Origin of the sequence: Parasphingorhabdus halotolerans (assembly GCF_012516475.1) — a bacterium.
GTDB lineage: Bacteria > Pseudomonadota > Alphaproteobacteria > Sphingomonadales > Sphingomonadaceae > Parasphingorhabdus > Parasphingorhabdus halotolerans.
In genome coordinates this window covers 147,157-161,637 of sequence record NZ_CP051217.1, presented here as the reverse complement: position 1 = coordinate 161,637, position 14,481 = coordinate 147,157, and the positions used below count along the sequence as shown (strand labels likewise).

At 49.6% G+C, this 14,481-nt stretch carries 22 protein-coding genes; 10 read left to right on the top strand and 12 right to left on the bottom strand.

Going from position 1 to position 14,481, the window contains the following annotated elements; translation table 11 throughout:
• The first annotated feature begins 458 nt into the window (after window positions 1-458).
• The 8 genes from HF685_RS00895 (at window position 459) to HF685_RS00860 (ending at window position 5,170) form a co-directional block, all read left to right on the top strand.
• A complete protein-coding gene (locus HF685_RS00895; protein WP_168821075.1) occupies window positions 459-1,277 on the top strand; it encodes an IS5 family transposase in 819 nt (272 codons plus the stop codon).
• A 158-nt stretch (window positions 1,278-1,435) separates the two neighbouring features.
• Window positions 1,436-1,708: a hypothetical protein gene (locus HF685_RS00890; protein ID WP_168817780.1), complete on the top strand. Its 273-nt coding sequence runs from the start codon at window positions 1,436-1,438 to the stop codon at window positions 1,706-1,708.
• Window positions 1,681-2,412: a hypothetical protein gene (locus HF685_RS00885; RefSeq protein WP_168817778.1), complete on the top strand. Its 732-nt coding sequence runs from the start codon at window positions 1,681-1,683 to the stop codon at window positions 2,410-2,412. The genes HF685_RS00890 and HF685_RS00885 overlap by 28 nt, the downstream gene beginning before the upstream one ends.
• A 274-nt stretch (window positions 2,413-2,686) precedes the next feature.
• Window positions 2,687-3,247 carry a helix-turn-helix domain-containing protein gene (locus tag HF685_RS00880; RefSeq protein ID WP_168817776.1) on the top strand — a complete coding sequence of 187 codons (561 nt, stop codon included), beginning with the start codon at window positions 2,687-2,689 and terminating at the stop codon, window positions 3,245-3,247.
• Between the two features lie 75 nt (window positions 3,248-3,322).
• Window positions 3,323-3,685, top strand: a complete 363-nt coding sequence (locus tag HF685_RS00875; RefSeq protein ID WP_168817774.1) for a hypothetical protein — start codon at window positions 3,323-3,325, stop codon at window positions 3,683-3,685.
• A gap of 49 nt (window positions 3,686-3,734) precedes the next feature.
• Window positions 3,735-4,157 (top strand): hypothetical protein, encoded by a 423-nt coding sequence (locus tag HF685_RS00870; protein ID WP_168817772.1) that lies wholly within the window; start codon window positions 3,735-3,737, stop codon window positions 4,155-4,157.
• Window positions 4,076-4,846: a JAB domain-containing protein gene (locus HF685_RS00865; protein ID WP_168817770.1), complete on the top strand. Its 771-nt coding sequence runs from the start codon at window positions 4,076-4,078 to the stop codon at window positions 4,844-4,846. The genes HF685_RS00870 and HF685_RS00865 overlap by 82 nt, the downstream gene beginning before the upstream one ends.
• Complete coding sequence (locus tag HF685_RS00860) at window positions 4,847-5,170, top strand: hypothetical protein (RefSeq protein ID WP_168817768.1); 324 nt, start codon at window positions 4,847-4,849, stop codon at window positions 5,168-5,170.
• A 6-nt stretch (window positions 5,171-5,176) separates the two neighbouring features.
• On the opposite strand, the gene HF685_RS00855 is transcribed toward HF685_RS00860, so the two are convergent.
• A complete protein-coding gene (locus HF685_RS00855) occupies window positions 5,177-5,347 on the bottom strand; it encodes a hypothetical protein (RefSeq protein ID WP_168817766.1) in 171 nt (56 codons plus the stop codon).
• A 293-nt stretch (window positions 5,348-5,640) separates the two neighbouring features.
• Between HF685_RS00855 and HF685_RS00850 the strand changes: the two genes are divergently transcribed.
• Together HF685_RS00850 and HF685_RS00845 are read left to right on the top strand one after the other, a co-directional pair.
• Window positions 5,641-6,123, top strand: coding sequence for a helix-turn-helix domain-containing protein (locus tag HF685_RS00850; protein ID WP_168817764.1), 483 nt, complete (start codon window positions 5,641-5,643; stop codon window positions 6,121-6,123).
• Window positions 6,124-6,387: 264 nt separating this feature from the next.
• Entirely contained in the window at window positions 6,388-7,488 is a 1,101-nt protein-coding gene (locus HF685_RS00845) for a sigma-54 interaction domain-containing protein (protein ID WP_168817762.1), read from the top strand.
• 16 nt (window positions 7,489-7,504) lie between these two features.
• Here the strand turns inward: HF685_RS00845 and HF685_RS00840 are convergent, their stop codons facing one another.
• The 11 genes from HF685_RS00840 to HF685_RS00795 form a co-directional block, all read right to left on the bottom strand.
• Window positions 7,505-7,900, bottom strand: a complete 396-nt coding sequence (locus HF685_RS00840; protein ID WP_168817760.1) for a flagellar export chaperone FliS — start codon at window positions 7,898-7,900, stop codon at window positions 7,505-7,507.
• 19 nt (window positions 7,901-7,919) lie between these two features.
• Window positions 7,920-8,852, bottom strand: coding sequence for a flagellar filament capping protein FliD (gene fliD / locus HF685_RS00835; RefSeq protein WP_246218850.1), 933 nt, complete (start codon window positions 8,850-8,852; stop codon window positions 7,920-7,922).
• Window positions 8,807-9,277 carry a flagellar cap protein FliD N-terminal domain-containing protein gene (locus HF685_RS16195; RefSeq protein ID WP_246218681.1) on the bottom strand — a complete coding sequence of 157 codons (471 nt, stop codon included), beginning with the start codon at window positions 9,275-9,277 and terminating at the stop codon, window positions 8,807-8,809. The genes fliD and HF685_RS16195 overlap by 46 nt, the downstream gene beginning before the upstream one ends.
• A gap of 67 nt (window positions 9,278-9,344) precedes the next feature.
• A complete protein-coding gene (locus HF685_RS00830; RefSeq protein ID WP_168817756.1) occupies window positions 9,345-10,487 on the bottom strand; it encodes an EscU/YscU/HrcU family type III secretion system export apparatus switch protein in 1,143 nt (380 codons plus the stop codon).
• The gene (gene fliR, locus HF685_RS00825; RefSeq protein ID WP_168817754.1) at window positions 10,487-11,269 is read right to left on the bottom strand and encodes a flagellar biosynthetic protein FliR; all 783 of its coding nucleotides are present in this window, start codon (window positions 11,267-11,269) and stop codon (window positions 10,487-10,489) included. Before fliR ends, HF685_RS00830 begins: the two co-directional genes overlap by 1 nt.
• Entirely contained in the window at window positions 11,266-11,541 is a 276-nt protein-coding gene (locus tag HF685_RS00820) for a flagellar biosynthetic protein FliQ (RefSeq protein ID WP_168817752.1), read from the bottom strand. The genes fliR and HF685_RS00820 overlap by 4 nt, the downstream gene beginning before the upstream one ends.
• 3 nt (window positions 11,542-11,544) lie before the next feature.
• Complete coding sequence (gene fliP, locus HF685_RS00815; RefSeq protein ID WP_168817750.1) at window positions 11,545-12,351, bottom strand: flagellar type III secretion system pore protein FliP; 807 nt, start codon at window positions 12,349-12,351, stop codon at window positions 11,545-11,547.
• Complete coding sequence (locus HF685_RS00810) at window positions 12,341-12,595, bottom strand: FliO/MopB family protein (protein WP_168817748.1); 255 nt, start codon at window positions 12,593-12,595, stop codon at window positions 12,341-12,343. Before HF685_RS00810 ends, fliP begins: the two co-directional genes overlap by 11 nt.
• Window positions 12,595-12,927, bottom strand: a complete 333-nt coding sequence (fliN, locus tag HF685_RS00805) for a flagellar motor switch protein FliN (RefSeq protein WP_246218680.1) — start codon at window positions 12,925-12,927, stop codon at window positions 12,595-12,597. Before fliN ends, HF685_RS00810 begins: the two co-directional genes overlap by 1 nt.
• 18 nt (window positions 12,928-12,945) lie before the next feature.
• Window positions 12,946-13,869, bottom strand: coding sequence for a FliM/FliN family flagellar motor switch protein (locus tag HF685_RS00800; protein ID WP_168817746.1), 924 nt, complete (start codon window positions 13,867-13,869; stop codon window positions 12,946-12,948).
• Between the two features lie 23 nt (window positions 13,870-13,892).
• Window positions 13,893-14,468, bottom strand: a complete 576-nt coding sequence (locus HF685_RS00795) for a flagellar basal body-associated FliL family protein (RefSeq protein WP_168817744.1) — start codon at window positions 14,466-14,468, stop codon at window positions 13,893-13,895.
• Between the last annotated feature and the right edge of the window lie 13 nt (window positions 14,469-14,481).

The window sequence follows — 14,481 nt, the reverse complement described above, 5'->3', positions numbered from 1 at the left end:
AACTATCACCGTCGTCCATAGATGGCAATGTTCATTCCGCGATTAGAATATTTTTCCAGCGGTCTCATACTTTTGGATGATACAAGATGCGTTTTGATAATTCGCTTCAGCATCGTCATAGTTGATTATACCGAGATCACGCTTCACGGCTTTGCCAATGCGAAAATAGAGTCTTCTTGAGGGCTTGATCGGTAGAAGGAGTGCCCCGGGAGGGACCAACCGACCAGAAACACTCCTTCGCGACCTTTCCAGATTTATCGCATCTCATGTGGGAACGGATGATGCACAAATCTGATGAAGTGCAGACAAAATCTATTGCCTAAATATATCAACGGATAAAGGAGCCATAAATTAAGTGTCTGACCGAAAACTAAGTTGAGTGGTATCAGCGGTTTAGCTTGACGCATTCCCAGGTCATTGATTCAACGCAAGTGACAAAACTTCGCAAAGGACCGATGATGTGGACTGATACCACCCGCATGCAACATGCCCGCAAAGAGCAGCGTTTGCCAAGTGATTTAACCGATGGGGAATGGGCTTTGCTTGAACCGTTTCTGCCCCGCCCTTGTCATGTTGGCCGCCCGCGCAAATGGCCGATGCGGCGGATCGTTGAGGCAATGCTGTATATGCTGCGCGGCGGCCTGCCTTGGCGGATGATGCCACCGGGCTTTCCCCCAGCAACCACGGTGCAGCACTATTTTTACCTCTGGCGCGACGATGGCACATGGGCGCGGATCAACCATTACCTGATCCAGGATGCGCGAATAGCGCAAGGCAGTGAAGCCTCGCCCAGCGCTGGTGTCATCGATAGCCAGTCGGTCAAAACGACAGAAAGCGGCGGGATACGCGGCTATGACGCGGGCAAGAAGACCAAAGGCAGAAAGCGCCATATCATTACCGATACCAATGGCTTTCTGGTTCATGCCGTCATCCACAGCGCCGACATACAAGACCGCGATGGCGCGCCGCTTGTGCTCGCCAACATCCGTTCCACCTTCCCGTGGCTGCGTCATGTCTTCGCCGATGGCGGCTATGCAGGCGACAAGCTCAGAAAGGCACTGACAAAAATCGGCGACTGGACCATCGAGATTATCAAACGGTCAGATCGCGCAAAAGGCTTCATCGTTCTCCCCCGCCGATGGGTCGTCGAACGCACTTTCGCATGGTTGAACCGCAACCGCCGCCTTGCCAAGGACTTCGAGCAATCTATCGCTTCGGCAACGGCATGGATCTTCATGGCCTCCGTCCAACTCCTCACGAGACGTATCGCAAGATAATGATATTAAATAGAATAATTATCGGTCAGACTCTAAGGGATTCGGGTTGTTGAAGCCCAGAGGCTTTCCAAAATACAACCATTATGAGTCTAATTCCGTTAGACGACATTCCGTTCGACATGATAGCCATCATCAATGACTAGCGGAGGGTGTAAAAAATGTATCAGACAACGCATACCCCGAATCAGCGCCCTGAATCTGCCAATGAGCGCCGCAAACATGGTCGATCAACGTACAAACAACAAGCCTATTCTTTCTTTTTTCCGAATCCTTTGAAACCAGAAAAAGAAAAACATAGCCTGGATACTCTGCCCTATGTCAGTTCAAGGGGATATTTTTTAAATAGTCCGGCGTCAGCGCAAACAAAAAATATTGTTCTTATTCGCATTGGTAGCAGCTCAATATGCTGGCGGGATTGGGACTCAAAATAACTATGTATCTGAACAAAATCTATCAGCTACGAGACAATAACAACATTGTCCATCAGCGTAAGGAGGCAAACAAGGCCATCATGTTTTCATCAAATCATATTTCATTTCAATATGCCGATGCGTTCGCAATATTGGCGGAAAAACACGACATTTCGATAAACAAGGAAGTTGCGTTTCGTGGACGATTACAGCATTTTCAACGACTAAATTTTCCATCCGGAGTGAACACGGGAAAAGGCAATCCAGCAAAATACGGCTGGCGGGAATTATTTTTATTGGCTTTGGCATTGGAATACCTAGAGATTGGGTCAACACCGGAGCGATCAGTTCAAGAAATATCAAAATTTGAGGATAATTTGACAATTGGAATTGCAAAAGTGGTTTCCTCACATAACGCCGAAAAAGAAGCTTACTTTCTAATAACAGAGCTTTCTGGTTTACTCGTCTTACGGAAGGAACATTGCTGGGCAGACAGAGTGAAACTCGTAACTCAGTCGGAAATTGGTATGATTTTTTCGGAACAGGGTGATGATCGCTTTAATTCTCCATATGCGATAATTGATCTGCGACAATTAATAGGATCACTGCTGCTAGCAGTGTTCAAAATGTCGAGCTTTTCCAAAGATAACATAGTTCGTGATCTCAAAGCGTGGTCACATGACGTTGGCGTCGAAGTTGCAGCCGCAGTTTGCGAAGGCTTATGATTCTCGGCCACCGCGCCGTCGTGCTCCAGGCAAGTAAACGAGGTGCTCCTACAGGATCGTGGTTGGAACAGATGCTGGTCAGGTTTGCACTTACTTACAACACTGCGCGCATTGTCTGGGCAGTGTTGACGGAGATCGAGGATTACAGAGCTCAGGTCGCACGAGGATATGGCAAAACAGTAGGCGAGACGGGATCAGAAGTACCAGGGTAATGGGCTGTTTGATTGCGCGATGTTGTTTAATTTGCTATTAAGAAGAATATGGAGATATCGTATTGAATAAGAACAATTCTATCGACCGGATCGATAATCTTAGCGAACCGCAAAAGGAATGCCTGCGGTTAGTCGCATCACTAAGGTCATCTAAAGAGATAGCCCGAATTCTCGATATTTCACCTCATACTGTGGATCAGCGATTAAAGCGGGCTCAGACCATTTTGGGCGCGTCATCGAGAGCGGAAGCGGCACGTATGTTCGTCAAGCACGAAAAGCAGCATGCCGCTGGCGATCCAAAACTATACGATGATTTGGTACACCAAAGCTCGGACCTACCAAGATACCGATATGCACGCGATGAGCAAGCGTCATCCGGTGAATGGAACCCGCCGAATGTCAGGGGGCAAGACGAGTTTCGCGATGAACAGGCATTTTTTTCTCATAATGTCTTTCAAAGCGCTCAAAATCCTTCTTTTCTGTCGGTTCTGTTGGAAGCGAAAAGAGAGAATAATCTATCGATCCCTGCACGGGCGGGTCTTATAGTTTTGATCATGATGGTCGGATTGCTTGCATTTGCTTTGCTGGTAAACCTGGCCGAAGGTCTTTCCCGACTAACCTGAATAGCGATCTTCTCTCTCTTATTGTTTCTAAAATTATGTGCACCGGGAACTCATCGGGCGCGTAGGAGAATATTCATGCTCAAAGAACGCTTAGGCGCCGTCAAAGACGTAACCGAAAAACTCAACGCATTGGAAGAGGCGATTGATAACGCACTGATTTGCGCAGGTGAACTCACATCCGCAACTTCAGCGGCGCGACAACGCGCCAATCTTTCTGCCCTTGTCGGTCAAGATGCGATCTCACTAACAGGTGAATCTGTCACTGCGCTCCATGCCGCCCGCGCGCGAATTGTGGAAGCTCACCAATCCTTTAGTGAAGTTAGAGGCCAACTTGGGTTTAAGACTCTAGCAGGTGGCGATCTATGGAAATTTGTGCCCAAGGCCGATGATCAGAGTCCAGTGAAGCTGGTGCATTCGGAAGGAACGAAAGCTGCCTAAAAGAACACCCGCGTTGACTGGAGTGCCGATAATATGAGATTTGTCGAATATGGCAAAATGGGTTTTCCTCTTTCTTATATTCTCGGCACTCGTTTTTGTGCTTCGGTTTGGCAAGTCTGAAGAACGCCTTACTTTATTGGTATTGGTTTTCAATTTTTTTGGAACAGCAATCGCTTATTGGATTGGTGGTGGTGACTGGTTGCAACCGAAATTTGGTGTTTTCCTTATAGATCTCGCCTGTCTGTTCTTTTTTGTCCTCATCGCATTTCGGAGTAAAAGATTTTGGCCCCTACCGGTAGCCGCATTTCAAATGGTTCCAGTCATGACGTCTTTCGTGACCTTTATGGGAATCGACCTCAGTTCGCAAGGCGTGGGAATCACGCAGGGAGCGTGGGGTTACGCACAACTGCTGATTCTGATTGTCGCTTCAATCAGGGGCCGAAATCTGGGAAAGCGCCCCGACGAGACATAGAGACTTTAGCTGGCATCATCAGTCCTATAGTCAGCAACCAAGCTGAAGCCGAAGCCGAGAAAATTTTAGCAAAATTTGGAACATTCCGGGAGCTTTTTCAGAAAATTGGCAATCAAACAGCGATACCCGAAGCTCTAAACCGCGAAGCAATCGAATATCTCAAGATTATCGCGATGTCTTTCAATTTCGCGTTGGAGGAGGAACTTGTTTCAGGTCCCGTTCTCGCCGCTTCCGGTTCTTTGCGTAAATACCTGTTCCACAGCCTGTCATCATCCAAAAAGGAAATGTTTCGCGTTCTTTTCCTTGATACCAATAGTCGCCTGATCGAAGACAGGCTAATGGGCATTGGGACAGTCAACCGTATTCAGATCTATGTCCGTGAGATCATCCGCGATGCTCTCGAACTGGATGCAACGGCCTTGATCTTGGTCCACAATCATCCTTGCGGCGATCCAAGTCCAAGCAAGTTCGATATCGCGTTGACGAACAAAATCATCAATCTGTGCCAATCATTTGATCTGGACGTCCTTGATCATCTGATTGTAGCCAAAAGTGGTGTGGCCAGCCTGCGAAGCATGGGTCTGCTTGATGAAGGTGAGATTTCAGTTTCGCCAAAACTACCCACTTTCTATCGTAGCGTTATCGAAAGCTGGATCGAATCTGTCTTTAAAACATTTGGAAGAGCATAAATGCAACCGCAACAATCAGCACAACAATTACTCCGTCAGATAACTGCTCTCGACGAAGCAATTGGCAAATCCATATCTCAGAATATTCCTTCAAAGATTTTGCTGCACTTGTTTATGGTGAAGGGTTTGGTAAATGGTGTTAAGAGCGATGAACTCAATAAAATGATTGATGCCCCGGCATCCACCTTTGATCGCTATGTTGAGCTGCTCGCATCAGAGGGAATGATCGAATTTTTGCAAGCCGATTTGTCACAGCCGGCAGAAATAAGGATATCTGATACGGCAAAAATGCATCTGGCTGCGGTTTTTCTCTCTCCAGCGTAGCACCGCCTATTTGGAGTTAGACCTTAGGCCCAAGGCGCAAATCGCATCATCAAGCTTCGCACCGACTAAATGATCTCCCGTCGTGTCGAGAAGTTTAAGTGCCTCTTCCAACACACTATGTGCACGCATCTTCAATTCAGTAATTTGTAGTTCATTAAATTCATCGTCTGGCGGCATGAAATTACTCCGGGAATTTATATTCGCGAATTATGTAATTGCATATAACTAATCTTTAATTACATCAATGTGAATAGGAAACCGCTCCCTTTATAAGGCGTTACGAACTATGACATTCCTCAGACATAAGTCTGCGAACAAAGCTTTATATGCCGAGCTAGTTTGTTTTTTCCAAGCCTCCAATGTTACCGATCATAAGAGCTTGTTTGAGATTGGCCGGGCACTCGTATTGCAAACAACGGAAGAGAAGTGGTATCGCATTGCTTGCAAAGGGGTATTGCAATTGCAGGTCAATGAGAATGAATAAAATATCTGAAGAAGTTATTGAGATAAAATCTTCTCTAAAAAAGGTGATGGTTAAACTCAAAGCCCTGGAAGAGTTGATCACGGTGAATGAGAAATCCGGGGTGGAAGAAAAGACCGCCAAAAAACTGGGCACTGGCGAGTTGATAGAGCGTGCGAGAAAGAATTTACGGTGGAGTCGCTCAAAAGTCCAAGCGATGGATTCGGGCTATGGCCTATTTAGTGACGCTTGTTGGAATATGTGCCTCGACATCTATATTTGTAATCTGAATCGTGAACCTATTACGGTTTCTTCGATTGCTCACAGCTCCGGTATTCCAATGACCACGGCGATGAGGTACATTAACGTAATGGTCAAACAGGGCCTTCTAATTAAAACGCCAAACCCGTCTGATAATCGCATGTTTCTCGTTTCCATGTCGATGGATTCTATTGAACGGACCACCAACGTGCTGATTAGTTATCCTGGTTGAAAGTTCCAACGTCGTCTCGATAGATGCACTCATTATCCATGACCTCCATATCATGGAGACACATCGATTCAGTGTTTGATTAAAAATGCAACTGTAATGCTAAACAACAATCGTGCAAGGCTTGCCGATTTTTGTTAACTTCAATTTAACCATATTTGTCCATTTCCGACATTACCAGGTGACGGTTCGGAGATTGCGGGATCTTCGAACCACCCTTCTCCGGCAATTCGGGGATGCGTGTGGATTTGTTATCTGGATAGTTAAATGACCGATGTAAATTTAGAGAGATTGCTTGCTAGGAAGCTTATCGGCGATAGTCGAAAAATGCAACAATTGCGTACAATCATAAAATTTGCCGGACGCTGTAACAGCTCTATCATGATCACGGGGCCTTCCGGTAGCGGTAAGGAAGTTGTTGCCGAAGCCATTCATGCTATTTCAGATCGCGGAACCGCTCCGCATATTGCCGTTAATTGCGGAGCACTAGCCGAGCAATTGATTGAATCCGAACTTTTCGGTCACGAAAAGGGCAGTTTTACCGGCGCCGTGAACCAACATGTCGGACTGTTTGAACAAGCGAATAACGGTACAATCTTCCTCGATGAGATTGGGGACATGCCGGTCAACATGCAGGTCAAGCTACTGCGGGTCTTGGAAACACGTGTCGTCAACCGGGTGGGTGGGAATCGCAATATCGGCGTCGACGTGAGGGTGATCGCCGCGACGCACAAGCATCTCGGCGAATGCATCAAAAGCAAGTCATTCCGCGAAGACCTTTACTACCGCCTTTGTGTCGTTCCGATCGAAGTGCCGGCGCTCAACGAGCGAGTTGAGGACATTCCTGCATTGATTGCGCATTTTCTGAAACATCAGGATGGAGCAAACCCCCTCCCCATTTTTAGCGCCGAGGCTCTGGTGGCGCTGCAGCGTTATAGTTGGCCGGGCAATGTTCGTGAACTACGCAATGTCGTTGAACGCGCTTCGGTTTTCTTTTCCGGCCAGCAGATTTTAGTCGGCGACGTTGCCACGCTGCTACAATCAGATTTCGCGCAGGCCATTTCTGATATTGATGCTACTGCATCTACTTCTAAAGAATTGTCGCCCACCGATCGAACTGTGCCTTTTCCTGCCGCTCAAAGCGCCCCAAATTTCGCGCACCAAGAAGACACGGTTCGAGACCTGAATGTCCATTTGCAATTTGAAGAACGTCGCATCATCATGAAAGCGCTGGATACGTCGCATGGCGTGGTCGCTCGGGCAGCACGCTCGATCAATATCAAACGGACGACTCTGATCGACAAGATGCGCAAGCATAATATCGACTGGCGGGTGGAAGATCGCGTGGATTACCAAATTGCGGTTTAGCACTGGACAACTCAAACTAGTTGAAGGGCGCGATCGCGGTCCAAGCCTTCTCAATCTCGTGAATCATTTCTCGGGCAGACTCGACACGCTCGATACTGGATTCCCTTGCGTCCATCTGAATACGCTTCGCGGCTTCAGTGTAGATAATATGCAAAGTTTGTGCCAAGTCTCCCGCCACTTCAAAGTCCAATGATTCATCCAAACCATTGAGAATAGACAATGATTTCGCTCGATATTGAAAAATGCGTGCATCGTCACCGCGACGAGCACTTTCAATCATCAGGTTAAGCGTTTCGCGCAGTTCTTCAAAAAGCACTGCGACTAGTTCATACGGATTGGCCGCCGCGACGCGGCTTTCCTTTGCAATAGATTGATATCTAGAGGCTCGTTGAATTCGGGATTGAAATGTCATGTTTTACTGCTTTCCCAGATCAGTTGTTATAATTGTCAAGAGAAGCGAATTGCTGCTCAACATAGGCTTGTGTCGAACGCAAAACCGACAGTTGCCGTTCAAGTCCCGCAAAGGTAGTCTGTAGCTGTTCGCGAAGTCGTTCACCGTCTTCGGCGATCTTTTCGCGCGACTGTGTGATCGATTCCCGGATTGCTTCCAAACGCGTCTGGGCCACTGTCAAAGCGCCACTTTCGCTCTTTAGCGAGGTCGTGATGGCGTCGAGCGCGCCGGACAAACCAATCTTGGTATCGGTGGCAACAGCGGGTTCGAGCATCAATTTAACTGCGCCACTATCGGATGCAACGGCGGCATCAAGACGCGTCTTGTCGATACTTAGCGTACCATCAGTTTCCGTTCGCACACCGATATCGGCAAGGGTCTTGAAATCACCGACATCGGTAAGCCGCGTTGATGTCAGCTGGCTAAGCTTGCGGATGACTTCTCGCGCGCCGCGGTCGCCCGCCAACGGCCCCCCGCTGGCTCCAGCCAACCCGGGTTTGGTTGCGTTGTTCAGCGAACTGCGCAGTTCGTTATAGGCGGTCACAAACTCGGACACCAAACCGGCGACATCCAACGGTTCGGAGGCCCCGTTAATGGTGAATTGCGTTCCTGCTTGAGCCGCCAATATTGAAATTTGGACACCCGGTATCGCCCCGGTGACAGTGTTGCTGCTATTGGTGAGCTCGATACCATCGACTTTGACGATGCTGTCCAAGGCTGTCGCGATATTGGTCAGGTTCATCGCCGGAGAAACGCCGCTTTGCGTCACAGTGAAGCTGTTCTCAACACCTTCTTGCGCTTCCATCACGAGACGTGAGCCGGCTTTATCCGTCAATATCATCGCCGTTACGCCACTATTGCTGGCATTTATCGCATCGCGCATGCCAGCAAGGCTATCGTTGGTGCTGTCGATGACAACATCAAAACTTCCGCCACTATTGTTGATGGTAAGCGTTCGCTCGCCAACGGCAGTGGAAGCACTGGCAAAGATATCCGATATCTCGCGTTGGGCGACTGCAATTTGCACGATCTCAACCGAAGCAGGCAAGCCTTCTGGCCGCCCCCTTTCAGTACCGATGCGGTTGCCAGATCCTGACGACCAGAGACCAGATCACCGATAAAGCCTTGTCCGTTCAAAGTCTCTTTCACCGCAGCAGCGAAAGTGGTCAGAGCGGACTGGGTGGCGGCCATGGCGGATATGCGGGAAGAATTTAATTGCGAACGCTGATTGAGTTGACCGAGCTTTGCGCCTTGGGAGGCAGCCAATAGGTCGGTGACAAGTTGCACCGTGTTGATTCCAGAGCCAACCCCAAGGCTATTTGCGATATTTGCGAACATGATAAACTTCCTTTGGGTATTCTACGGCGTGTCTGGACAGGAATTAATGGTTTGATAAAATTTGAAATTACGCCAGCCGCGCGCCATCGACGCTATATTTGACGTCATCCGGCAGCAAGATTTTTGGTTTGTGGACCGGGCTGACCAATTTGGCATCCAGCTGGATCAGGAAACTCAGGATCATCGCGACCGCGGCGTAGAGCCGGTCATCGATCACATCCCCGACGTCCGATGTATAATATATCGATCTTGTGAGGTCTGGATATTCCATGACCGGCTTGCCAAGTTCCCCGGCCATTTCCCTCATGGCCAGCGCGATAGCATCGCAACCCTTGCCAAGCACAACGGGAGCCATATCCTTGTCCCGGTCATAGCGCAACGCGACAGCAAAGTGGGTCGGGTTGACGAGGATGACCGTTGCTTCGGAAACAGCCTTGCGGGTGGAATCGTTAAGCATCTCGCTGCGCCGCTGACGCTGGAGTGCGCGAACATCGGGAGAACCCTCGCTTTCCTTATATTCGTCCTTGATTTCCTGCTTCGTCATTTTCAGCCGCTTGCCGCGCTGGAATAGCTGGATCGGAACATCAATCATCGCAATCAGCACCATGCTGACGCAGATACCAATAAGAAGCTTCATGAATAGTGATGCAAAGCTCTCAATCGCGTTGTTGAGGTCTTGCGCAGCAAGCTGGGCGATCTGGTCGAGATGGGTATATAATACCGATCCTCCCACTGCTCCGATCAAAATGATTTTCATCAAGGATTTGCCGAGTTCCATCACACCGTTGGAACCAAAAATGCGTTTCAAGCCCTTGATCGGATCCAGTTTTGACGGTTTAGGTTTCATCGCGGACCATCGAAAGCCCAATGATCCCAGCATTGCCGGCGTCGCAACCGCAGCGACCATCAACAATGCAAACAAGCTCATAAATTCCGGTACTATGCTCGACACCAAAGCAGCGCTGCGCCCGCCAACATCAAATGCCTCGATATCTTCGGGATGAATGATCAGCGCACTGGTCACCATATTGGCCAGCGCGCCGTAAAGCATGCCGCCAAACATCAGAAATGCGACCGTACCGACAAAGATGATCATCGCACCGCCCAGATCGCGCGACTGGACGACATCGCCCTTTTTGGAACTGTCCTCTAATTTCTTCGGGGTTGGTGCTTCGGTTTTTTCACCGCCGCCGGGGGATTCTTCCGCCACTAGCCACCTCCAGCGACGAGCGCCGCCTGGTCAAGTCCCATACCCAGTCCCATAATGACGGCATCGGCAATGATTGGCGCGGTCACCGCCAAAGCCACCAAACCGACGGTAATCGTTACGGGAATACCGACGGCGAACAGATTGAGCGCGGGCGCGGTCCTGGCCAGGAAGCCCATCATTAACTGCACCAGGATAAGGGCGCCACCGACTGGCAGGGCGATGAGCAATCCCATCGAAAACAACGTTCCGCCGAATTGGACCATGCTGTAAAGCATGTCCGGACCCATCATCGCGAAGCCTGGGGGAAGCGCGGCATAGCTTTTGACAATGGTCGCAATCAGCAACAAATGCCCGTCAATCGCGAGCAAAAGCAAAGTTGCGAAAATGGTTAGAAATTGACCGATTACCGGAGTCGATTGGCCGGTTTGCGGGTCTGACATGCTGGCGAAACCCAGACCCATCGCGTTGCTGATCGTTTCCCCTGCAATCAACACGCTGGAATAGCCGAGCTGAAGCGCAAACCCGATCGCCAGACCCGTCACGACCTCACCCATCACAAACAGACTGTTGCCGAGGGAAATCGCGGTTTCAGAAGGTAGATCGAAGGCGACGCTATTCGTCGCAACCATCCCGATCATGAATGCAAGGATAATTCGGATCTGGATGGGTATGTTCGCTGCTCCGAAAATAGGCGCCACGACCATCGCGGCACCCGGCCGGATCATCGCCATCAGCCACATCCACATCTGGCTTTCGAACTCTGCAAAACCCGGAGCAATCATAGCAGCAGATCCGGAATGCGGGCGTAGACTTCACGGGTAAAGTCGGCGATCAGCAGCAAAATCGAACCGCCGAAAATAGCGACGACGGCAGCCACTACGACCAGCTTCGGAACAAAGCTCAAGGTTTGCTCGTTGATCGACGTCGCGGCCTGCACCATGCCCAGCAATAGACCGACCAATAGTGCCGGTATAAGCAACGGGGCAGCAGCCAGCGCGGTGATCCAAAGCGCCTGTTGCGCAATGCCGATGAAGAAATCTGGACTATCGGTCATGATCTAGGTCGCAAACGAGCCGGCGAGAGAACCCATGGTCAATGCCCAGCCATCGATCATCACGAACAAAAGCAATTTGAACGGCATGGATATAATCACGGGCGAAAGCATCATCATGCCCAAGGCCATCAAGACCGCAGCAACCACGAGGTCAATGATCAGGAAGGGCAGAAAAATGAGAAATCCGATTTGAAAGGCCGTCTTCAGTTCGCTGGTTACGAAAGCCGGCAACATGATCGAAAACGGAATCTCTTCGGCCGAGGCAAAGCCATCCTTGTTGGACAGTTCCATGAACAGCTTCAGATCGCTTTGCCGTGTCTGTTTGGCCATGAAGCTGTGCATAATCGTTCCGGATTTTTCGATAGCTTCAGTGAGCTCGATCTCGTCCGCAGAATAAGGTGCAATTGCTTGCTCGTTTATCTGTTCGATTTGCGGCGCCATGACGAACATCGACAAGAACAAAGCCAATCCAAGCAATACCTGATTCGGCGGTGATTGCTGCAAACCCAGCGCATGGCGCAATATCGACAGGACGATGATGATCCGGGTAAAGCTGGTCATCATCAATATGATCGACGGCAACACCGTCATCAAACCCATGACAATCAGAATTTGCAATGTTGTGCTCAGTGGCTGGCCATCGCCCGAGATGTCGTCCAATGCGCGTTCCAGGGCGACAGACGCCCCCGGAGCCGGAGCCTGTACCTGTGCAGGAGCCTGTACCGCAGCTTGCGCAAATGCCGGATCTGCCACATATGCAGATGCACAAAACAGACCAACAACCAACGCTATTTTTAGACTATTCCGCATGGTGAGTATCGATCTTTTGAATACCGTTACGGGTCACGGCCAACAATATTTTCTGACCACCAAATTCGACCACCGCCAATTTGCTCTGGACACCCAGGGGAAGCGTTTCGACAACATTCAAAAGGTTCGAATTCTGCCGCATCATCATCTGGGGTTGATATTTGCGATAAAGCCAGAGGCATCCAAAGATCAGCAGGCCGATCAATGGCACCATGATAAACAGCTTGATGATATAGAAGGTCATCAGTTGCGCCTTTCCACGCGCGCGCGTGTCATCCCGTTGGAAACGATCTCCGCTATCCGCACTCCGAATTTATTCTTGACGGGAACAACCTCACCGCGAGCAACGAGCGTTCCGTTTACGTTGATGTCGATAAGCTGATCGACTTGCCGATCGAGTTCGACCACAGACCCTTCGCGCAGATCCATGATTTCGGATATTGTCATCGACACATTGCCGACTTCGACCGAAAGCCGTACTTTGATGTCGGACAAGAACCGATAATGGTCCTGGGACGATGCCCCGTCGATATCGGTGCGCGTTGCGGCGTCCAGCATTTCGCTATCATGTGTCATATCATTCATCATCTGGTCCTATAAAAAATTTTTGATTTTGAAGGCTACGCCGCCGTTTTGCTCACCTATGCTGCCATGAGCGAAAACCCGGTCTCCCACGATCAGCGGAACATTGTCCGTCGGGGCGACGGGCAAAATATCTCCAACAGCAAGTCGGGAAAGTTCGGAAAGCTGCATAGTCGGACGGGCGAGAACAGAACGGACCGGCAGGTATATTTGTTCCACGGAATCTTTGAGATCGGCCTTCCAAATCGGATCAACCTCATTCACCTCGCGGAGATGGGGGCGGTTCAATTGTGGTTCAATTGCTATCAATCCATCCAATGTCTGGATGACATCAAACGCCGCGATCGGGTGTCCAGAGAGCTGAACAGATATAGCGGAGACCAGAACATTTTCATCGTCCATGTCCAATTCGATGTCGTCCTTGGCGAGGGCACAGCCGCTGTAGCGGACCGTCGTATCGAGAAGCGCCGACCAGGCCTGGGACAGACCGGTGGCAATCGCGCCACCCAACCGTTCGATCATTGCAATTTCAGATTTTTTCAGTTCGCCGGTGCTTTGCGCTTCACCATCAAATTGTCCGCCGAAGAAACAATCTACCGATGCATTCAAAAATGTCCGAGCGACACGAACCAATATCGGGCTTTCCAAAGCGCCCAATTGAAACTCGAGATAGACGGACATTGTCGCCTGTCCGGAAATCCAATCCTTGAATGGTGACTTTGCGCTGTCACCAACTTCCAATTTCATGTCACAATCAATGAGATCTGAAAGGTGCACTTTCAAACCACTTTCCAGTTTTCTCTCAACCTTCTTGTAGGCCAGCAACAAAATGTCGTCCGGACCACCTTTCTTAAGCAGGCTGTGATTTGCCGAGCCGATAACATTCTCCGTCGCGGCAGTTCCGGAATCGGTCAATGATGTATGGGATTTCGTCATGATCTTGCTACTTTCCGAAGCGTTTACTGAACAACCATGTTGGTGAAGTAGACATCCTCAATGCCGCCAAAACCGGTTTTCTCTTCCAGCGTTTGATTGATAATCTCCCGCAGCCGTTTCTTTAGCTTGAGCTTGCCTTCCGGTGCTTCCAGTTCGAACGCGTCCTGCTGACCCAGTTCCATGAGAACTGCCGATCGGATGGCAATTTCGTGATTGACCACATTTTCGAAAACGCGCTCGTCATAATAAGTCGAGACTGCAATCGACAATTGCGCGAAACTGTCTGAATTCGAAAGATTCGATGTAAACGGTTGTTCAATCTGGTGATAGGTAACCTTGAAAGCACTCGACGACTGCTTCGGCGCGGCTTTGCCTGCTTCCTTGTCACTAACGGCGGTCCCGTCTTTCAAAACGATTTTGGGTTTGTTAGGATCTTCAGCCTGCTCGCTGCCACCGCCAATAATCCCGGCCGCATAAAAGCCCCCGGCGGCACCACCGCCTCCAAACAACACAATCAATACCGTTCCCAAGAGCAAGGGTTTAAGCTTGCCCTTTTTCTTGACCACCGGGATTTCTTCTTCTGATTTCGTCTCTGACATTTTGACCTCTGGG